Origin of the sequence: Enterobacter sp. MGH85 (assembly GCF_001037655.1) — a bacterium.
Lineage (GTDB): Bacteria > Pseudomonadota > Gammaproteobacteria > Enterobacterales > Enterobacteriaceae > Enterobacter > Enterobacter intestinihominis.
The window spans coordinates 319,382-338,204 of sequence record NZ_KQ089925.1 but is presented as its reverse complement, the minus strand read 5'-3'; the positions used below and the strand labels follow the sequence as shown (position 1 = coordinate 338,204).

Here is an 18,823-nt window from a genome sequence, read left to right as displayed (position 1 = left end):
CGAAATAACGTAATTCAGAAATAAGATATGACCATTGCTGATTAATTGAACAGCTCATTACACTCCATTAACACGATGTTGTAATTCAGCACACTATATAAGGGTGTAATTCTGATGACGCAATTAACCATGAAAGACAAAATTGGCTACGGGCTGGGTGATACCGCCTGCGGCTTCGTCTGGCAGGCCACGATGTTCCTGCTGGCCTATTTCTACACCGACGTGTTCGGTCTCTCCGCAGGCATAATGGGGACGCTGTTTTTAGTCTCCCGCGTGCTCGACGCCGTGACCGACCCGCTGATGGGGCTGCTGGTAGACCGCACCCGCACGCGGCATGGCCAGTTTCGCCCGTTCCTGCTGTGGGGCGCCATCCCGTTCGGCATCGTCTGCATGCTGACCTTCTACACGCCGGACTTCTCCGCGCAGGGCAAAATCATCTACGCCTGCGTGACCTATATTCTGCTGACTCTGGTCTACACCTTCGTTAACGTGCCGTACTGCGCCATGCCGGGGGTGATCACCGCTGACCCGAAAGAGCGTCACGCCCTGCAGTCCTGGCGTTTCTTCCTCGCCGCCGCGGGGTCGCTCGCCATCAGCGGCATCGCGCTGCCGCTGGTCAGCATCATTGGCAAAGGCAACGAGCAGGTGGGGTATTTCGGCGCCATGTGCGTGCTGGGCCTGAGCGGCGTGGTGTTGCTCTACGTCTGCTTCTTTACCACCAAAGAGCGCTACACCTTTGAGGTGCAGCCGGGTTCGTCGGTGGCGAAAGACCTTAAGCTGCTGCTGGGCAACAGCCAGTGGCGCATCATGTGTGCCTTCAAGATGATGGCGACCTGCTCCAACGTGGTGCGCGGCGGGGCGACGCTCTACTTCGTGAAATACGTGATGGATCACCCGGAGATGGCGACCCAGTTCTTACTCTACGGCAGCCTCGCCACCATGTTCGGCTCGCTCTGCTCCTCCCGCTTGCTGGGCCGCTTCGACCGCGTTACCGCCTTCAAGTGGATCATCGTCGCTTACTCGCTGATTAGCCTGCTGATTTTCGTCACCCCGGCGGAGCACATCGCGCTGATTTTTGCCCTCAACATTCTGTTCCTGTTCGTCTTTAACACCACCACGCCGCTGCAGTGGCTGATGGCCTCTGACGTGGTGGATTACGAGGAGAGCCGTAGCGGTCGCCGCCTCGACGGGCTGGTGTTCTCCACCTACCTGTTCAGCCTGAAGATTGGCCTGGCAATTGGCGGGGCGGTGGTGGGCTGGATCCTGGCGTACGTCAACTACTCCGCCAGCAGCAGCGTGCAGCCGGTCGAGGTGCTGACCACCATCAAAATTCTGTTCTGCGTGGTGCCGGTGGTGCTCTACGCGGGCATGTTCATCATGCTTTCGTTCTACAAGCTCACCGACGCCCGCGTGGAGGCCATCAGCCAGCAGCTGATCAAGCATCGCGCGTCGCAGGGCGAGGCCGTTCCCGACGCTGCGACAGCCGCATCCCATTAACCGGAGGCAACATGGAAATTACTAACCCGATACTCACCGGCTTCAACCCGGACCCGTCCCTGTGCCGTCAGGGCGAGGACTACTACATCGCCACCTCGACCTTCGAGTGGTTCCCGGGCGTGCGCATCTACCACTCCCGCGATCTGAAAAACTGGTCGCTGGTCAGCACCCCGCTGGACCGCGTGTCGATGCTGGACATGAAGGGCAACCCGGACTCCGGCGGCATCTGGGCACCGTGCCTGAGCTACGCCGACGGGAGGTTCTGGCTGCTCTACACCGACGTGAAGATTGTCGACTCGCCGTGGAAAAACGGCCGCAATTTTCTCGTCACCGCGCCGTCCATTGAGGGGCCGTGGAGCGAGCCGATCCCGATGGGCAACGGCGGGTTCGATCCCTCCCTGTTCCACGACGACGATGGCCGCAAATACTACCTCTACCGCCCGTGGGGGCCGCGCCACCACAGCAACCCGCACAACACTATCGTGATGCAGGAGTTTGATCCGCAGACCGGCACGCTCTCGCCCGAGCGCAAAACGCTGTTTACCGGCACGCCGCTCTGCTACACCGAAGGGGCGCATCTTTATCGCCACGCGGGATGGTACTACCTGATGGTTGCCGAAGGCGGCACCAGCTACGAGCACGCCGTCGTGGTGCTGCGTTCCAAAAATATCGACGGGCCGTACGAGCTGCACCCGGACGTGACGATGATGACCAGCTGGCACCTGCCGGAGAACCCGCTGCAAAAGAGCGGCCACGGCTCGCTGCTGCAAACCCACACCGGGGAGTGGTATATGGCCTACCTCACCAGCCGCCCGCTGCGCCTGCCCGGCGTGCCGCTACTGGCTTCCGGCGGGCGCGGCTACTGCCCGCTGGGGCGCGAGACCGGCATCGCCCGCATTGAGTGGCGCGACGGCTGGCCGTACGTGGAAGGCGGCAGGCACGCGCAGCTGACCGTGAAAGGCCCGCAGATGGCGGAGCAGCCTGTAGCCGTTCCGGGCATCTGGCGGGACGATTTCGACGCCAGTTCGCTCGACCCGGAACTGCAGACCCTGCGCATTCCGTTCGACGATACCCTCGGCTCGCTTACCACCCGCCCGGGCTACTTACGGCTCTACGGCAACGACTCGCTCAACTCAACCTTTACCCAGTCGACCGTGGCGCGCCGCTGGCAGCATTTCACCTTCCGGGCCGAGACGCGTATGCAGTTCTCGCCTGTCCACTTCCAGCAGAGCGCGGGGCTGACCTGCTACTACAACAGCAAAAACTGGAGCTACTGCTTTGTGGATTACGAGGAGGGGCAGGGCAGAACGATTAAGGTGATCCAGCTTGACCACAACGTGCCGTCGTGGCCGCTGCACGAGCAGCCGATTCCGGTGCCGGAACAGGCCGAGAGCGTCTGGCTAAGGGTGGACGTGGATAAACTGGTCTACCGCTACAGCTACTCGTTCGACGGCGAGACATGGCATACCGTGCCGATCACGTATGAGGCGTGGAAGCTGTCGGACGACTACATCGGCGGGCGCGGCTTCTTTACCGGTGCGTTTGTGGGACTGCACTGCGAGGACATCAGCGGCGACGGCTGCCACGCGGACTTCGACTACTTCACCTACGAGCCGGCATAGCCCAGTGCGCGTGAGAGCTCGAGCCCGGCCTGCTGAAGCTCCTCGCGGAAATTAGCCAGCTCGGCATCGTCCACGCGCGAGGTCAGGGTCGACAGGCTCAGGGCGGCAATCACGCGGGATTCGTGGTTCCACACCGGCACCGCCACGCAGCGCACGCCCTGCTCGTTCTCTTCGCTGTCCAGGGCATAGCCTTGTTCGCGGGTCTGCGTCAGGGCAGTCATTAACGCTTCCCGGGAGGCGAGGGTGGAAGGGGTATAGGTGGTGTACTGATAGCCCTCCAGCAGGGTGTTCAGCTCGGCCTCGCCCAGCCAGGCAATCAACACCTTGCCGATGGCGGTGGCGTGAACCGGCAGGCGGCGGCCAATGCGCGAATAGGCGATGGCGGCCAGCTTGCCTTCAATCTTCTCGATATAGACCCCTTCACGACCGTCCAGGATCCCCAGATGGGTGGTCTGCCCGGTCCGCTGGGACAGCTCCGTCAGCCAGCCTTTCGCCTTCTGGCGAATATCGATCGAGCCCACAACGAAATGACCGCGCTCAACCAGCTTCATGCCGAGGCGATATTTGCCGTTCTCCGGGTTCTGATCGATATAGCCGTGAAGCTGGAGGGTTTTCAGCAGCGAGTGGAGGGTACTCTTGCTCAGCCCCATCAGTTTGCTGATGTCGGTGATCTTAAGCTCGGTGGCCTGCTCGTTGAACAGGTCGAGGATCTGCAACGCACGTTCAACAGACTGAATAATCGGCATAATGCTGGCATGTCCACGCTGGAATGAAGGCGAAAACGTACCTTTTTCGGGGTGAAAAATCAATGAAATGGCGCCGGTGTTCTCCCTCTCCCCGTGGGAGAGGGCCGGGGTGAGGGCATCAGGCCGCATCGTCGCCTGATTCGCCCGGCGGCGCTGCGCTTGCACGGGCCTACGGGCTGGGTGTTCTCCCTCTCCCCCTGGGCTGAGGGATCCCCAGTAATTTTTTTATGCAGAAGCAATAAAGTTGCTTTCTAAATGACTGAGGGCTGTCAGCGATGCCCTGGTCCGGCTGTAAATCGCTGAGGCGTTTGCCTTCCGGCCGGGGCGAGGCGCAGGGATGCGCCGAGAGGGCGGCTTTACAGGGACGTTGCCTCCGCCCGTACCCGATAAGCCGGAAGGAATAAGCCGAGGGCACCGCGAAGCGGCGATTTACCGCCGGGAGCCCGGGTCGCCAGGGGGGTGGCGACTGAGCCACCCTGGCACGTTCACCGGTCATGTCGTTACAGAGTAGCAAGGAACATAAAGTGAACGGAATGACCACCACCGCCGTATGTTCCCCTCACCCTAACCCTCTCCCCGGAGGGGCGAGGGGATTGCTCAGTGCTCGCATTAATTTGTGGGGAACCCTCTCCCCGTGGGAGAGGGCCGGGGTGAGGGCACCAGACCGCAGAGGAGTCAATCACTCCCCAAGCGTCGCCACCATCACCGCCTTAATCGTATGCATCCGGTTTTCCGCCTGGTCGAAGACGATGCTCGCCGCCGACTCAAACACCTCGTCCGTCACTTCCATCCCGCCGTGCAGATCGAACTCCTTCGCCATCTGCTTGCCGAGCGTAGTCTGGTCGTCATGGAACGCCGGCAGACAGTGCAGGAACTTCACGTTCGGGTTGCCGGTGAGCGCCATCATCTGCGCGTTCACCTGATACCCGCGCAGCAGCGCTATCCGCTCCGCCCACTTCTCCTTGGCTTCGCCCATCGACACCCACACGTCGGTATAGATAAAGTCCGCGCCCTTCACGCCCGCCGCCACGTCTTCCGTCAGGGTGATTTTCCCGCCGTGCTTTTCCGCTAGCGCACTGCACTCCGCCACCAGGCTCTCTTCCGGCCAGCAGGCTTTCGGGGCCACCAGGCGTAGATCCAGCCCGGTCAGCGCCGCCGCTTCCAGCATCGAGTTGCCCATGTTGTTGCGCGCGTCGCCCGCGTAGACCAGCGTCATCTCGTTAAACGCCTTGCCCGGCAGGTGCTCCTGCATGGTCAGCAGATCCGCCAGCAGCTGCGTCGGGTGGAACTCGTTGGTCAGCCCGTTCCACACCGGCACGCCCGCATACTGCGCCAGCGTTTCGACGACTTCCTGGCCGTGACCGCGATACTGAATGCCATCGTACATCCGCCCGAGCACGCGTGCGGTATCCTTAATTGACTCTTTATGCCCAATCTGGCTGCCGCTCGGCCCTAACCAGGTAACGCGCGCGCCCTGGTCAAATGCGGCAACTTCGAAAGAGCAACGTGTACGGGTTGAGTCTTTTTCGAAGATGAGCGCGATGTTTTTTCCAGTAAGCTTTTGTACTTCCTTGCCATTTTTTTTATCGACTTTGAGCTGTGCGGCAAGAGTCAGCAGAGAAGTGAACTGTGCAGGGGTAAAGTCGAGCAATTTCAGAAAGTGTTTCTTGTACAGATCAGACATTTTATCCTCGCATGGCGAACGCCACTTATTGAATTAAAATTCACTTTATATGTGTAATTATTCATTTGCAACCCCGTTTCACAAATCTTTCCAACAAAGGTGGAGGCAAACCCGTCCGTGTGTGAAAATAGAAGTATCTGCCGCACTTTAAAGAGGATTGACCCATGGCAAACCCGGAATTACTGGAAGAGCAACGCGAAGAGACGCGTCTGATTATTGAAGAACTGCTGGAAGACGGTAGCGATCCGGACGCGCTGTACACCATCGAACACCATTTCTCTGCGGACGACTTTGAAGCGCTGGAAAAAATGGCCGTGGAAGCCTTCAAGCTGGGTTACGAAGTGACCGAGCCGGAAGAACTGGAAGTGGAAGAGGGCGACACCGTCATCTGCTGCGACATCCTGAGCGAAGGCGCGCTGAAGGCGGAGCTGATCGACGCGCAGGTCGAACAGCTGATGAACCTGGCCGAGAAGTTTGAAGTGGAATACGACGGCTGGGGAACCTACTTCGAAGATCCGAACGGTGAAGACGGCGAAGAAGGCGACGACGAAGATTACGTCGACGAAGACGACGACGGCGTGCGTCACTAAGCGTTTCAGGCGGTGGCACGCGCCACCGCTTTTTCAAGGCAGAACCATGGATTACCCGCAGATACTCGCCCCCGTACTCAACTTCCTCCAGTGCCCGACCCCGCAAGCATGGATTGATAAAGCCCGCGACCCGGCGAACCTGCCGTTGCTGCTCACCGACCACATGGTGTGCGAGCTCAAGGCCGCCCAGACTGCGCTATTACTCGTGCGTAAATACGTCGCCGACGAAAGCGGTGCCGATGCGCTGCTCGACTGGCTCAAGCCCTACGAACAGTTCACCTTCCGCGACGGCCCGGAGCCGGACTTCATCGCCCTGCACAAGCAGATTGGCAAAAGCGTGATGCCCAAAACCGACGACCCGTGGGGACAGGCGCTCATCGACAGCATGGTGCTGCTGATTAAAGAGGAGCTGCACCACTTCTGGCAGGTGCGCGAGGCGATGCTGGTCCGCGACATTCCGTACGTCAAAATCACCGCCAGCCGCTACGCCAAAGGGATGCTGAAGGAAGTGCGCACCCACGAACCGCTGACGCTGATCGACAAGCTCATCTGCGGCGCCTACATCGAAGCCCGCTCCTGCGAACGCTTCGCCGCGCTGGCCCCGTTCCTCGACGACGACCTGCAGAAGTTCTATCTCTCGCTGCTGCGCTCGGAAGCGCGCCATTATCAGGACTACCTGACGCTGGCTCAGCAGTTGAGCGACGACGATATCTCACCGCGCATACAGCTTTTTGGCGAAATTGAAGCCACACTTATCTCGACACCGGACAACGAGTTTCGCTTCCACAGCGGCGTGCCGGTGTAACCCGGCATAACTCAAGGATAAGGATGCGAGATGAATAAAACGTGGACCCGTATTGTGATTGTCGTCATTGCGGCTGCCGCCGTGGCGTTCTGGGTGTTTTTCGACAGGCAGCGCGCTCCGGAACGGCAGATGGATAACGTCCTCAACGAGATGCCCGCCTGGCAGGTGATTAAGGAGCAGGAGCCCGCGCTGCATCAGCGCATCCTCGACCAGATGGCCGCCCTGCAAAAAGCGGGCGAGCCGGAGCAGCAGATTATCGACACCATCCAGCCGCAGATCCTGCATCTGCAGATGACGCGCCTGCAAAACGCCCCGGACGCCAACGTGGTGAACTACATGACCATCAACATGGAGCAGACCGCCGCCATCCAGAAGGTGAGCGACGACGCCTGTTTCCGCTTCCTCTATCCGATGGTGAAGGGCGGCATCAACCCGATGCGCATGCTGGATAAAGACCTGATGGCGCGGCGCATGCAGGCCGACGCCGACATGATGCGCGCGGCCTACGGTAAAAACCGCCACACCGTGACCCAAGCCGAGCGTGAGGCGGCCGTCGAGGATGTCCGACCGATTATGAAGCAACTTGCCGATCAGTACGGCGAGGACATCCAACTGCTGCAGATGCCGGAGAAGGCGGCGGGCAAAGAGAAGCTCTCCTGCGATATGGTGCAGGAGATGTGGGCCAAGGTGCTGGCGCTGCCGGAGCAGAAGGCGGCGGGGGTGATTCGGCTGGCGGTTTCTGAGCTGGACTGACGAAGGGCGCTGGTTTTTTGGGCACTTAGCGCGGGTTTAGCGCGTCGTCGCTTGCATGGCGGCGCGCGACAGGTATAATCCACAACGTTTCCGCATCCCCTTCAGTGCCGAAGTGGCGAAATCGGTAGACGCAGTTGATTCAAAATCAACCGTAGAAATACGTGCCGGTTCGAGTCCGGCCTTCGGCACCATTAGTACTTCCAATACCATCCGAGAAAGTCCACGAAACCCTTTAAAATCAATGGTTGCAGCGATTTTTCCGTCCCGAGTTGTCCGAGGTAGTCCGTTGAAATCAGGACGTCATTGGGGGCATAATTGGGGGCATCTTAACTTCGATTAGTAATGTGCCCCCAAATGAAGCTCAACGCCAGACAGGTCGAGACCGCAAAGCCAAAAGACAAAACCTACAAAATGGCCGATGGCGGCGGTTTGTATCTCGAGGTTTCGGCCAAGGGTTCTAAATACTGGCGCATGAAATACCGACGCCCCTCTGACAAAAAAGAGGATCGCCTCGCTTTTGGTGTTTGGCCTACTGTGACGCTTGCTCAGGCAAGAGCAAAACGCGACGAAGCTAAAAAGCTCTTAGTGCAGGGTATAGACCCCAAAGCCGAACAGAAAGAAGCTCAGGCCGAGAATTCGGGGGAATATACTTTCGAGACTATCGGTCGTGAATGGCATGCCAGTAACAAGCGCTGGAGTGAAGATCACCGATCACGCGTTCTACGCTATCTTGAGCTTTATATCTTCCCTCATATCGGTTCGTCCGACATTCGCCAGCTCAAAACCAGCCACCTGTTAGCCCCGATTAAAAAAGTTGATGCCAGTGGTAAACACGACGTTGCTCAGCGCCTGCAACAGCGCGTTACGGCCATTATGCGTTATGCCGTACAGAACGATTACATCGACTCAAATCCAGCCAGTGATATGGCCGGTGCGCTATCTACAACCAAAGCGCGACATTACCCTGCTTTACCCTCTAGCCGATTCCCTGAGTTTCTTGCTCGTCTTGCTGCTTATCGTGGCCGTGTAATGACACGAATCGCGGTCGAGCTTTCCTTACTAACTTTTGTGCGTTCCAGTGAGTTACGTTTCGCGCGTTGGGATGAGTTCGACTTCGATAAATCTCTCTGGCGTGTACCTGCAAAACGAGAAGAGATTAAAGGCGTGCGTTACTCGTACCGTGGCATGAAGATGAAAGAGGAACATATCGTTCCGCTTAGTCGGCAGGCGATGATTTTGTTAGAGCAGCTTAAGCAGATTAGTGGCGATAAAAAGTTACTTTTTCCGGGTGACCATGACACAACTAAGGTTATGAGTGAAAATACGGTTAACAGCGCATTGCGTGCGATGGGATATGACACTAAAACCGAGGTTTGCGGGCATGGGTTTAGGACGATGGCGCGTGGTGCGTTGGGTGAGTCAGGGTTATGGAGCGATGATGCGATTGAACGACAATTGAGCCACACAGAGCGTAACAATGTGCGTGCGGCTTACATACATACTTCTGAGCATTTGGATGAACGCCGTTTAATGGTGCAATGGTGGGCTGATTATTTAGATGTAAACCGCGACTTACATGTAACACCTTATGATTTTGCAAATAATAAGTAATTTACATAGCCCCCTCTCATTTGTGAGAGGGGGCTATATTTATTCTTCACTTCCTAATTGACCAGTAATAATTCTTTCAAATTTTAATATTAATTTACTGATTTCTGGGTCTGATGTTCTCTCTTCAGCTTGTTTTAGCCTTGTTATAGCATCATCAAATACAGTTATATCTTTTGATTTTCTATAAAGTTCGAGCCCAAGAGAACAATAAGAACTTAAGATATATTTATGATCAGGATAGCGCTGCAAAGCAATGATGGCTACTTTCTCTGCTTCCCTTAAGATTGTAATCCGATCTTCAGTCATGATTCCTGGGGTATTAACTGCTCTTGCCGTCAGAAGAGAAACTTTGTATCGCATAATTGCACTGTCAGATCTAAAATCTTTGTCAAAAATTCTAATTTCTGTTTCTGCTTTATCAAACTCACCCAAATCAATCATATTTCGAATTAGTCGGTGTCTAGGCAATCTTTCTCCAGGCGCTATTGATATCATTTTACGCAACAGTCGGTTTTGCGCTGTTTTGTCTGAAATCCTCTGTAAGCCATTTTCTATGTTACAAAGTTCTCTAATTGTGCGGATTTCTATATCATATGTTGGTGAAATACAATCAATGACTTTGTCAAATAATGATATTATATCTGAAGTGTCCGAGTACTTGTATTTTGCAATTATGTCTACTATTACTGAATGCCGCCCTCTCCAACCATAAATACCCTCTCGTTCACTGACGGTATATTCGTTTATAATCTCTGAGAGATTAACTAAGATAGCCTGAATAGCATCGCTAGGGATGCTTAGCAGTCTGATGATCAACTGTCTATGAACCCTTACTCCTGCACTTTCCATTGCGGCTACAATTTTATATATCTCTTGAAGTTCCGATGATAAATGTGCATATTCTCGTAAAATAATGTCATCAAATTTTTCAGAGGCAAATATATTTTTCAAGCAAACAAACATATCAGACTCACATCTAACGGCTAAGCGCCTTTTTCTTTCTGGCCTGGAGAAACCACTAAAATTCTCCTCAGTTAACCCTCTCATTGTTGTATTGTTTTCTATCAGGAACAAGAGTCGATCTATCTCTTCACTAGATAGTTGAGACAGGCTAACATCTTTACCATGTTTGTATATATTAGGCGTTTTGATGCGAGGATTCCAAAGATTCTTCGATGAAGCACAAATTATCTTCAAATTAGAAATATTATCAGAACGTAATCTATCAATTAATTCGTTAATTGCGTTTAATTGAGAATGAGCTTCATCTATAAACAAAATACCTATTTTATCATTTTTTACAAGCTCTTTACTTACGTCTAGCCAGGCTAGAGCTTCTAAATTAAAATCATTTTTATGCTCCCAGCAAATGATCCCTTTATCAACGCATCTAACTAGCATTTGTCTAGCTGCGGTTGTTTTTCCAACACCACTAGCTCCAAGAATTATGAGAGAGGTAATATCTTGCGAGGATATAAGTTGGTCACTCAACCCTATAATATCGCGCTCAAACGTCAATCCTGATTTAATATCTGAATAAAGTGCTGGCCATCCATTGAACATTGCAATCGCATCACCTTCTCCAGCCATTAAATGATTAACATCTTGAGTGGTGGCTCTTAACTGAATAGTATTGTAAAAGTAATCTTGATCGTTTCTTTGTGGCCCAACCTGAGGTTTAGCAGCTGCTAACTCCGCAAAAAAGTCATCAATGCCTCCGAAGCAAACTTTAAATCCTCTCTTCTCATAAAGCATAGCCCTGTTATCATCACGGCTATAAAGAAATAAAGAAACTTTACCAATCCCGGAAATTGCATTTATGTTGGCTGTTTTTTCAATAAGTTCTTTAATGTGAGCATCTGCTAGAGAATGGCCTATTATTATTAAATGAGAGTCACTAATATCATTTTTAAATCTATCCCAGAGTTTTTCCCTATATTCGACAGTTTGATCGTAATCTCCGTCACTAATTATTATCCTAGACTGAATGCCGTCAACTATATCCTTATCTATCGTGCCGTGTAATTTGAAGTATTTTAAAGTGTCCGCCCCCCCGGCACTTGAAAAGTCAAAGTTGGATGAAATGGGTCTTATTCTTTTTTGGGAGGAATTATAACTCTGTTCAATTAACTCATCATAGTTTGTGGTGTATATCGACTTCCAGTCATATAGTGGAGTATTGAGTATTCCACCAGTAGGTTTAAGATCTTCAAACATCTTTCTTAATTCGGTGATCATCTCATATCTGGTATATTTGGTTTCCAGTATGCTTGTGAACTCTCTAAGGGTATATCCATTTGCATCTTCTTTAAATCTAGCAGCCAGTTTTCTAATTATTCCTTCCACGCTAGGTGCTCTAGATGGAATTGATGAACCCGCACCAAAAAATAAAACGGTTTTTTCAGGCGTTATGTCATGTACTAATTGTTTAATGTCTATAGGCATATTAAATCCATTTGGCTTTAGCTTATATTGGCGGTTTTATATTTCTTACAATCTTAAATCTATTTTTGACACAAATAGACTATTTATTCCTTTAATAGTGATATATGTTTCTGAACTTTGATATAGATCACGTTACACTAATCTAAGCTCTGGCGCGCAATGCTCTCCCCGCCCCGCCTGCCCGCTTAAGGGGGCGCTTTTAATGCAGGTGCATGATCGGCCTCAGGGTGCGCCAGTGCTGGCGCTGGCGGGGAATTCAGTGTCGTTAAAACGCATGCAAAACCATGCAACTATGCATGCATGGCTTTTATACGTAAAAATGGCGGGATTTTCGGGGATTTTTAAGCGGACTAATGCACGGCCAGTTCTGCACGGCGGCGGGTGTAATTCAGGTTCTGTGCAGGCGTGAATTTTTCACGACTATCATCGCACGAAGCCGCGTCAGGTCTGAATCCGATGGCCGTTAAAATGTCATTATCCTGCGCCGAATAATTAATTTTTTCACCGGCGACCAGCCAGAGCTGTAGCGCCTCACGCAGACAGTCGAGTGAGTGCTGCATGGCGCAGCGCTGAACGGCGGAATGTTGCCCGGAATAATTCATCAGTTCAGGGGCAAGGGTGGCGGCCAGCTCCGCGCCGTGCGCCTGCATAAAATCATTTAAACGGTCGCGGATGCTGATGCGCTGCACCTCCTCATGCGAGCGGATGTAGCGACCGGCAGCCTGATTAATTTCCCATTTTTTCACGTCGATAATTTCACGCAGCGTTTGCAGGCTCCGGCCGCTGTGGCCGCTGCCGGCAAGCTGTTCGCGGTATGCCTGTTCGGCCTGCGTCAGTTCATCCCTGCGTTGCAGCCAGGCGGATTTGTTTGCCTGACAGGCCTCAAAGGCTTTCTGTAGCGTCAGTGTGGTCACGTATGTTTCTCCTGATGACTGGACGTGCTCACGCACCGGCACGGTTAACGGTGGCCGCCGGTGCGGGTACCGGGATAACCGGCTCTGTCACCGGTGAACGAATAACCCCGTCGATGGATTCAAGCGTACGGAACGTGGCCGAGCATTCAATGTTCATGCACTGGTGATAGCGCTGTTTGACGTTATCGGACAGATACCGACTGGTGCGGGAATGCGCGCTGGTTTTACAGAACGGGCAGTGAAACATGCTTACTCCTCCGCTTTTGTCTCGCCATTTTCAGCCAGTTTTCTGGCGAGCATCATTCTCTTAGCAGGGCTGCGTAAAAGCTCCGTATCCACGCCGGTAATCTGCGGCCGGTGCATGCCCGTCACGGACAACACCGGCTCCTGCGTCATATCGAATTGATACAGGATGCCCTGACGGCTCAGCGCATCGCGCAGCTCGCCGGTGGCCACGGACTGCGGGGCGCTTACACCCTTCATTTCGAGGGCACGAACACGCAGCAGGAAAGCGCGGATAAGGGTGACGGGAATCGCATTGACAGCCTGTGCCCATTCCGCACCGGCGTAAGCGGTAAAGGCATCTTCATGCGCTGACAGGTATTTATTGCCGGTGGAGCAGGCATTCAGCATGGCGCGTGTCCGGTCGTTCTCCAGCTCCGCAATCAGGCCGGTGAACTCGTCGGCCAGCTCGCGACTGGCGATACGCCTGCTGTGCTCAGCTTTCATTTCAGGGGTGAGACTGCCGCGCAGGGTGCGAAAGCGGCTGCGCCAGTCCTGCTCCGCTTCTGCGCTCTCATCAAGGGCGGTCTGCCGCTCCTGCTTACAGCGTTCAATGGACGTATCAATCTCTTTCAGAACCTGCATGCTGGCCGCGTGGGTGTCTCTGGCCGTAGTGAATACGCTCAGCTTGTCGGTGATGCGCTGGCTGTTCTCTGCGGACTGCCTGGCGGCAACATCTTGCAGGGCGGTGATGAGTGTTTCGGGTTTCATGTTCAGGCTCTCCGTTTATTCAACCTGAAATGATTCTGCCCTTCATCACACAACATCTCGATTCATCGCAGTTGTGGCAGTTCTGGCACAAACAGCACTCAAAACCCGGCTTGCCAGAGAAAGGTCTCAGCAAAACCTTACTCATCGTTTGTTTTTTTACTTATAACTATTCACCACTGTTCACTGAAAAGAAAAAGACAATTAATACAGTAAGATAAGGGGTGAACAGTTGAGGTTGTGACTGTTCACCAACTGTTCACTACTGTTCACGCTATAGAAATTTAGCATTGCCTCATAATTACGTTAATTTCTATTAATTAACATATAACCATAGGTGTAAATAATCGAAGATAAATTCTTATTTCCGCCTGAAGCCATTTAAAGTCATTTAAAGCAATTTGAAATTTTGCTGCTCAAAATTCAGACAGTCTGTGCCATGCCTCATACAAAATTCACTTGTTGCATCAGACCAAAATATTCACAAAATAGAGCGCTACCTGATACCGGACGGAAACGTCCGGATCTCTGCGGATATTAACGAGGTAGCGTTATGCATACAGTTTCATCAGCACTATCGACCCACACTGGCACGCACCCGATGCCGGTTTCATCCCCGGCTCAGGAACGTTTTTTACGTCTTCCGGAAGTAATTCATCAGTGCGGCCTATCCCGCTCCACGCTCTACGATTTAATTGCCCGTGATGCTTTCCCGGCTCAGGTTTCCCTCGGGGGTAAGAATGTCGCTTGGCTACAATCTGAAATCACGGCGTGGATGGAAGAACGTATCGCCCACCGTAACCGGAAATACAACGCATGAATCAGAACCGTTTTCACAAAGCCCCTTTTTCTGGCTTGCATCTGTTGTGTGTTTCCTGGTACAGTTTTGTCGCTGTCGCAAAATCGACAGCCGGGCGTAGGAACCCGTGTTACTTCAAGGCGACACCAGACGCGCCATGCGTCTTTTTTTACGTCGTTGCTCAGGCTCACCTTATTTTTGGGCTGTGGTGGTTTCACACCAGCCTGTATCAGATAATGGTGGTCCGGGCGGGGCAGCCCTCGGGCTGGCCGGTTTCCTTGAAGGCCGGTATTCCTACCCCCGTCCGGGCTACCACCCATGAGTGTAGGAACTCTGGTGGTAGTAATAACCGCTACTTCAAGGAGGTTGCCCCTATGGCTACGACCCTCACCCCGTCACACCCGCAGTTTGTCTTTGTGTTTGCCGCCGTCCGTCGCGCAGACCGTAAGCCCCGTATCTGTATGCTCCGCACCGTTGCCGGTGACGAGCTGGCCGCCCGTCGCACCCTTGTCCGCGAATACGTGCTTTCCCTTGCCGCCCGTCTGCCAGTTGTGGAGGTGTCACATGCCTAATAAAAACACACCTCAGACCGTCTCAGCGCGTCGTGATGACCTTAACCCCATGCAGGAACACCTCAGCATAGAGGCGTACCATAAACTCAATCGCGCAAGCGCCGTCTCACAGTTCATTGGTGGAGATTTGCTGCACCGTGAACTGAACGGTCTACACCAGCTATACCTGCCGCAGATTTTTAGTTATATCCATGAGGACGTTAGCTACGTACTGGAAGAGCTGAAAGCCAAAGGCCTGTGCCGTGACTTTCTCGCCACGACATCGGGGAACGGAGGGGAGCACCATGTTTGATTTCCCTCAGCCGGGTGAAACATACCGTTGTTCAGGCTTTCCTGACGTGGTGGTGTCAGGCATTCTGGCCGACGGTATTCCATGGGATATGCCGTACCGCTGCCCTGGGCAAGTCTGGAATCCCTACCGGCGCACCTACACCATCCTCATTCGTATTATCGCTACTGGTGATATGGCAGAAATTCCACTCGGTCGTTTTTTGCGTGAATTTACCTGCGAGTCTCCCGACGTATTTAAACGCAGTCCTGAAAACCGCCATGCTGTTCTGAGTGAGCTTGCCGCAGACCCGGAATTACAGAAATGCCGGGTGCGGAATATCGATAAATATCCTGACGATATTCCCCCGGTTAAACGCCCGGCACCGGTGGCGTATAAATGGCGAAATAATTTCAGGCCGGAAACGGAAATAAAACCGGATAACAGCTACCGCCATTATCTGTAATTACAAAACGATAACGAATATTAAACGTGCGTATCTGCGCAGGGATACGCACGACCTCAGGAGACGAAATTATGCCTGTTAACAGTGCAGAACGGCCGCAAAATATAAATCAGCCCACCATCAGCCGGGCAGACCTTGAATGCCTTGAACACCTTCGCAACGTCGGCCAGCTCGTCGGCGATCTGATGCAGGTGCAGGACTGCACGGCCATTCGTCGTGACCCTGCGCAGCAGTTACAGCTCACCTCCGTGATTTACCTCATGACCGCCCAGCTCGACGGCGTGGTCGAACACTGCAATCAGCGCTGGCTGACCGGGGAGGGTAACGTATGAAAAAGCCACTACCGCCCATATTACGCGCCGCGCTGTATCGCCGCGCTGTCGCCTGTGCGTGGCTGACAGTATGCGAACGTCAGCACCGCTACCCGCACCTCACCCTCGACGCACTGGAAAGCGCCATTGCCGACGAGCTGGAGGGCTTCTACCTGCGCCAGCACGGCGAGGAAAAAGGCCGCCAGATTGCCTGTGCGCTGCTGGAAGATTTAATGGAAGCCGGACCGCTCAAGGCCGCGCCGTCGCTGTCCTTCCTCGGGCTGGCCGTGATGGATGAACTCTGTGCCCGTCATATCACATCGCCTGTCATGCACTGAGGGAGAAAATAACGATGAAAATGAACGTAACGGAAACCGTAAAACAGGCGTGCGGCCACTGGCCGCGCATTCTTCCGGCGCTGGGTGTGAAGGTCATGAAAAACCGGCATCAGGCCTGTCCGGTGTGCGGCGGCTCTGACCGTTTCCGCTTTGACGATAAAGAGGGGCGAGGGACGTGGCTCTGTAATCAGTGCGGCGCGGGGGATGGCCTGAAACTGGTCGAAAAGGTGTTCGGTGTAAAACCATCAGAGGCAGCCCAAAAGGTGAACGCCGTGACCGGCAACCTGCCGCCGGTTGCCACGGAAGTGATTGCGGCCGCAGAGGCTGAAACGGAGGCTGACCGCCAGGCTGCGGCCGCGCTGGCCGTCAGGCTCATGGAGAAAACCCGACCGGCCAGCGGCAACGTCTACCTCACCTGCAAGGGCTTCCCCGACCGGGAATGTCCGGTACTGTCGGCCACACACAAAACCGGCGGCGTGACGTTCCGCGCCGGGGATGTGGTTGTCCCGTTGTATGACGATACCGGCGCACTGGTTAACCTTCAGCTTATCAGTTCTGACGGTCTCAAACGCACCCTGAAGGGCGGTCAGGTTAAAGGGGCATGTCATGTCATCGAAGGGAAAAAACAGGCCGGAAAGCGCCTGTGGATTGCGGAGGGCTATGCAACCGCGCTCACCGTGCATCACCTGACCGGTGAAACCGTCATGGTGGCGCTGTCGTCCGTGAACCTCCTTTCTCTGGCGAGCCTTGTCCGTCAGAAACACCCGGCCTGTCAGATTGTGCTCGCCGCCGACCGCGACCTGAGCGGCGACGGCCAGAACAAAGCCGCTGCGGCCGCAGACGCCTGTGAGGGCGTTGTCGCCCTGCCGCCGGTATTCGGTGACTGGAATGATGCGTTTATGCAAAAAGGCGAAGAGGCGACACGAAAAGCGATTTATGACACCATCCGGCCACCGGCTGACAGCCCTTTCGCTACCATGAGCGAGGCAGAATTTACCGCCATGAGCACCAGTGAAAAGGCAATGCGGGTGCATGAGCATTACGGAGAAGCGCTGGCCGTGGATGCAAACGGCCAGCTCCTGTCCCGCTATGAGGCCGGGATATGGAAAATCATTCCACCGTCGGATTTTGCCCGCGACGTTGCCGGGTTGTTCCAGCGTCTGCGCGCACCGTTCTCGTCGGGGAAAATTGCCTCAGTGGTGGAGACCCTGAAACTGATTATTCCGCAGCAGGATGCCCCGGCACGGCGTCTGATTGGCTTTCGCAACGGTGTACTCGATACCGCCACGGGTACTTTCAGCCCGCATCATAAATCGCACTGGCTGCGCACACTCTGTGATGTCGATTTTACCCCGCCGGTGGAGGGGGAAACGCTGGAAACCCACGCCCCGGATTTCTGGCGCTGGCTCGACCGTGCCGCCGGTGGCAGACCGGAAAAGCGCGACGTGATACTTGCCGCCCTGTTTATGGTGCTGGCTAACCGTTACGACTGGCAGCTTTTTCTCGAAGTCACCGGTCCCGGCGGGAGCGGAAAAAGTATTCTGGCCGAAATTGCGACGATGCTTGCCGGGGAAGATAACGCCACGTCGGCCACCATCGAAACGCTGGAATCACCCCGCGAACGTGCGGCTCTGATTGGCTTCTCGCTGATTCGCCTGCCTGACCAGGAAAAGTGGAGCGGTGACGGGGCAGGACTAAAGGCCATCACCGGCGGGGATGCGGTCTCGGTAGACCCGAAATACAAGGATGCATACTCCACCCATATTCCGGCGGTGATCCTGGCCGTGAACAATAACCCGATGCGCTTTACCGACCGCAGCGGCGGTGTTTCCCGTCGCCGGGTTATTCTACATTTCCCGGAACAGATTGCCCCCGAAGAACGCGACCCGCAACTAAAAAATAAAATCGCCCGCGAGCTGGCCGTAATTGTGCGCCAGCTTATGCAGAAGTTCAGCGACCCGATGACTGCCCGTGCTCTGCTCCAGTCACAGCAGAACTCCGACGAGGCGCTCAGTATTAAACGCGATGCTGATCCGACGTTTGATTTTTGCGGCTATCTGGAAGCACTGCCGGAGCCTGAGGGTATGTATATTGGCAATGCCAACATCATTCCGCGTCAGCCGCGCCTGTATCTGTACCATGCCTATCTGGCGTATATGGAAGCCCACGGCTACAGGAATACACTCAGCCTCACCATGTTCGGTAAGGGACTGCCGGCCATGCTGAAAGAGTACGGGCTAAGTTATGAGAAGCGCCGAAAAAATCAGGGCGTACAGACCAATCTGGCACTCAGAGAGGAAAGTAACGCCGACTGGTTGCCAAAATGTGATGACCCTATAGCGAAATAACCTACCCTGACCGGCAATAGCCGGTCTTTTTTTACCTGCAAAACGGCAAAAGTGAACAGTAAAG

The 18,823-nt window shown here is 54.1% G+C and carries 20 protein-coding genes and 1 tRNA gene; 14 read left to right on the top strand and 7 right to left on the bottom strand.

All coding sequences use genetic code 11. The features are described 5' to 3' along the window. Nucleotides 1-114 precede the first annotated feature (114 nt). A complete protein-coding gene (locus SK51_RS01545; RefSeq protein WP_023299198.1) occupies nt 115-1,497 on the top strand; it encodes an MFS transporter in 1,383 nt (460 codons plus the stop codon). An 11-nt stretch (nt 1,498-1,508) separates the two neighbouring features. Continuing rightward, the gene (locus SK51_RS01540; RefSeq protein WP_023305337.1) at nt 1,509-3,119 is read left to right on the top strand and encodes a glycoside hydrolase family 43 protein; all 1,611 of its coding nucleotides are present in this window, start codon (nt 1,509-1,511) and stop codon (nt 3,117-3,119) included. Here the strand turns inward: SK51_RS01540 and xynR are convergent. The 3 genes from xynR to argL all read right to left on the bottom strand — a co-directional run bounded on the left by xynR (nt 3,104) and on the right by argL (nt 5,614). Further along, a complete protein-coding gene (gene xynR, locus SK51_RS01535; RefSeq protein WP_032671551.1) occupies nt 3,104-3,865 on the bottom strand; it encodes a DNA-binding transcriptional repressor XynR in 762 nt (253 codons plus the stop codon). The genes SK51_RS01540 and xynR overlap by 16 nt on opposite strands. A gap of 679 nt (nt 3,866-4,544) precedes the next feature. After that, complete coding sequence (argF, locus tag SK51_RS01530; RefSeq protein ID WP_023305338.1) at nt 4,545-5,549, bottom strand: ornithine carbamoyltransferase; 1,005 nt, start codon at nt 5,547-5,549, stop codon at nt 4,545-4,547. Continuing rightward, nucleotides 5,519-5,614, bottom strand: coding sequence for a putative translational regulatory protein ArgL (gene argL, locus SK51_RS25550; RefSeq protein WP_213083700.1), 96 nt, complete (start codon nt 5,612-5,614; stop codon nt 5,519-5,521). Before argL ends, argF begins: the two co-directional genes overlap by 31 nt. Nucleotides 5,615-5,713: 99 nt before the next feature. Between argL and rraB the strand changes: the two genes are divergently transcribed. From rraB to SK51_RS01505, 5 genes are all read left to right on the top strand, one after another. Continuing rightward, the gene (rraB, locus tag SK51_RS01525; RefSeq protein WP_017694625.1) at nt 5,714-6,139 is read left to right on the top strand and encodes a ribonuclease E inhibitor RraB; all 426 of its coding nucleotides are present in this window, start codon (nt 5,714-5,716) and stop codon (nt 6,137-6,139) included. 46 nt (nt 6,140-6,185) lie between these two features. Continuing rightward, nucleotides 6,186-6,944 carry a tRNA isopentenyl-2-thiomethyl-A-37 hydroxylase MiaE gene (gene miaE / locus SK51_RS01520; RefSeq protein WP_023305339.1) on the top strand — a complete coding sequence of 253 codons (759 nt, stop codon included), beginning with the start codon at nt 6,186-6,188 and terminating at the stop codon, nt 6,942-6,944. Nucleotides 6,945-6,974: 30 nt separating this feature from the next. Beyond that, a complete protein-coding gene (locus SK51_RS01515; RefSeq protein ID WP_023305340.1) occupies nt 6,975-7,697 on the top strand; it encodes a hypothetical protein in 723 nt (240 codons plus the stop codon). Between the two features lie 106 nt (nt 7,698-7,803). Continuing rightward, nucleotides 7,804-7,888: transfer RNA gene (locus tag SK51_RS01510), tRNA-Leu, on the top strand. 163 nt (nt 7,889-8,051) lie between these two features. Then, nucleotides 8,052-9,308 (top strand): tyrosine-type recombinase/integrase, encoded by a 1,257-nt coding sequence (locus SK51_RS01505; protein WP_015572536.1) that lies wholly within the window; start codon nt 8,052-8,054, stop codon nt 9,306-9,308. A 39-nt stretch (nt 9,309-9,347) separates the two neighbouring features. Here the strand turns inward: SK51_RS01505 and SK51_RS01500 are convergent, their stop codons facing one another. The 4 genes from SK51_RS01500 to SK51_RS01485 all read right to left on the bottom strand — a co-directional run bounded on the left by SK51_RS01500 (nt 9,348) and on the right by SK51_RS01485 (nt 13,660). Continuing rightward, nucleotides 9,348-11,753, bottom strand: coding sequence for an SIR2 family protein (locus SK51_RS01500; protein WP_045614799.1), 2,406 nt, complete (start codon nt 11,751-11,753; stop codon nt 9,348-9,350). A gap of 350 nt (nt 11,754-12,103) precedes the next feature. After that, on the bottom strand, nt 12,104-12,667 hold the full coding sequence (locus tag SK51_RS01495) for a phage polarity suppression protein (RefSeq protein WP_045614802.1): 564 nt from the start codon (nt 12,665-12,667) through the stop codon (nt 12,104-12,106). 28 nt (nt 12,668-12,695) lie between these two features. After that, nucleotides 12,696-12,914, bottom strand: a complete 219-nt coding sequence (locus SK51_RS01490; RefSeq protein WP_015570058.1) for an ogr/Delta-like zinc finger family protein — start codon at nt 12,912-12,914, stop codon at nt 12,696-12,698. Nucleotides 12,915-12,916: 2 nt separating this feature from the next. Next, nucleotides 12,917-13,660, bottom strand: coding sequence for a hypothetical protein (locus SK51_RS01485; protein WP_045614806.1), 744 nt, complete (start codon nt 13,658-13,660; stop codon nt 12,917-12,919). A 550-nt stretch (nt 13,661-14,210) separates the two neighbouring features. On the opposite strand from SK51_RS01485, the gene SK51_RS23735 reads away from it, so the two are divergent. From SK51_RS23735 to SK51_RS01455, 7 genes are all read left to right on the top strand, one after another. Next, nucleotides 14,211-14,477 (top strand): helix-turn-helix transcriptional regulator, encoded by a 267-nt coding sequence (locus SK51_RS23735; protein WP_026094409.1) that lies wholly within the window; start codon nt 14,211-14,213, stop codon nt 14,475-14,477. Further along, nucleotides 14,474-15,028, top strand: a complete 555-nt coding sequence (locus SK51_RS01480) for a host cell division inhibitor Icd-like protein (protein WP_026094408.1) — start codon at nt 14,474-14,476, stop codon at nt 15,026-15,028. Before SK51_RS23735 ends, SK51_RS01480 begins: the two co-directional genes overlap by 4 nt. Continuing rightward, a complete protein-coding gene (locus SK51_RS01475; RefSeq protein WP_017694617.1) occupies nt 15,021-15,320 on the top strand; it encodes a derepression protein in 300 nt (99 codons plus the stop codon). Before SK51_RS01480 ends, SK51_RS01475 begins: the two co-directional genes overlap by 8 nt. Continuing rightward, a complete protein-coding gene (locus SK51_RS01470; RefSeq protein ID WP_045614812.1) occupies nt 15,313-15,762 on the top strand; it encodes a hypothetical protein in 450 nt (149 codons plus the stop codon). The genes SK51_RS01475 and SK51_RS01470 overlap by 8 nt, the downstream gene beginning before the upstream one ends. A 71-nt stretch (nt 15,763-15,833) precedes the next feature. Continuing rightward, on the top strand, nt 15,834-16,094 hold the full coding sequence (locus SK51_RS01465; protein ID WP_044488962.1) for a hypothetical protein: 261 nt from the start codon (nt 15,834-15,836) through the stop codon (nt 16,092-16,094). Further along, the gene (locus SK51_RS01460; protein ID WP_045614814.1) at nt 16,091-16,411 is read left to right on the top strand and encodes a DUF5375 domain-containing protein; all 321 of its coding nucleotides are present in this window, start codon (nt 16,091-16,093) and stop codon (nt 16,409-16,411) included. The genes SK51_RS01465 and SK51_RS01460 overlap by 4 nt, the downstream gene beginning before the upstream one ends. 14 nt (nt 16,412-16,425) lie before the next feature. After that, a complete protein-coding gene (locus SK51_RS01455) occupies nt 16,426-18,759 on the top strand; it encodes a primase-helicase zinc-binding domain-containing protein (RefSeq protein ID WP_048206571.1) in 2,334 nt (777 codons plus the stop codon). Nucleotides 18,760-18,823 lie beyond the last annotated feature (64 nt).

What these genes read in the sequence shown, in the direction of transcription:
- argL (WP_213083700.1), bottom strand. Translation starts at nt 5,614, where the DNA reads ATGAATAATTACACATATAAAGTGAATTTTAATTCAATAAGTGGCGTT.
- SK51_RS01490 (WP_015570058.1), bottom strand. Translation starts at nt 12,914, where the DNA reads ATGTTTCACTGCCCGTTCTGTAAAACCAGCGCGCATTCCCGCACCAGT.
- SK51_RS01475 (WP_017694617.1), top strand. Translation starts at nt 15,021, where the DNA reads ATGCCTAATAAAAACACACCTCAGACCGTCTCAGCGCGTCGTGATGAC.
- SK51_RS01465 (WP_044488962.1), top strand. Translation starts at nt 15,834, where the DNA reads ATGCCTGTTAACAGTGCAGAACGGCCGCAAAATATAAATCAGCCCACC.
- rraB (WP_017694625.1), top strand. Translation starts at nt 5,714, where the DNA reads ATGGCAAACCCGGAATTACTGGAAGAGCAACGCGAAGAGACGCGTCTG.
- SK51_RS01540 (WP_023305337.1), top strand. Translation starts at nt 1,509, where the DNA reads ATGGAAATTACTAACCCGATACTCACCGGCTTCAACCCGGACCCGTCC.
- SK51_RS01460 (WP_045614814.1), top strand. Translation starts at nt 16,091, where the DNA reads ATGAAAAAGCCACTACCGCCCATATTACGCGCCGCGCTGTATCGCCGC.
- SK51_RS01470 (WP_045614812.1), top strand. Translation starts at nt 15,313, where the DNA reads ATGTTTGATTTCCCTCAGCCGGGTGAAACATACCGTTGTTCAGGCTTT.
- SK51_RS01505 (WP_015572536.1), top strand. Translation starts at nt 8,052, where the DNA reads ATGAAGCTCAACGCCAGACAGGTCGAGACCGCAAAGCCAAAAGACAAA.
- SK51_RS01455 (WP_048206571.1), top strand. Translation starts at nt 16,426, where the DNA reads ATGAAAATGAACGTAACGGAAACCGTAAAACAGGCGTGCGGCCACTGG.
- SK51_RS23735 (WP_026094409.1), top strand. Translation starts at nt 14,211, where the DNA reads ATGCATACAGTTTCATCAGCACTATCGACCCACACTGGCACGCACCCG.
- SK51_RS01515 (WP_023305340.1), top strand. Translation starts at nt 6,975, where the DNA reads ATGAATAAAACGTGGACCCGTATTGTGATTGTCGTCATTGCGGCTGCC.
- SK51_RS01485 (WP_045614806.1), bottom strand. Translation starts at nt 13,660, where the DNA reads ATGAAACCCGAAACACTCATCACCGCCCTGCAAGATGTTGCCGCCAGG.
- SK51_RS01480 (WP_026094408.1), top strand. Translation starts at nt 14,474, where the DNA reads ATGAATCAGAACCGTTTTCACAAAGCCCCTTTTTCTGGCTTGCATCTG.
- xynR (WP_032671551.1), bottom strand. Translation starts at nt 3,865, where the DNA reads ATGCCGATTATTCAGTCTGTTGAACGTGCGTTGCAGATCCTCGACCTG.
- argF (WP_023305338.1), bottom strand. Translation starts at nt 5,549, where the DNA reads ATGTCTGATCTGTACAAGAAACACTTTCTGAAATTGCTCGACTTTACC.
- miaE (WP_023305339.1), top strand. Translation starts at nt 6,186, where the DNA reads ATGGATTACCCGCAGATACTCGCCCCCGTACTCAACTTCCTCCAGTGC.
- SK51_RS01500 (WP_045614799.1), bottom strand. Translation starts at nt 11,753, where the DNA reads ATGCCTATAGACATTAAACAATTAGTACATGACATAACGCCTGAAAAA.
- SK51_RS01545 (WP_023299198.1), top strand. Translation starts at nt 115, where the DNA reads ATGACGCAATTAACCATGAAAGACAAAATTGGCTACGGGCTGGGTGAT.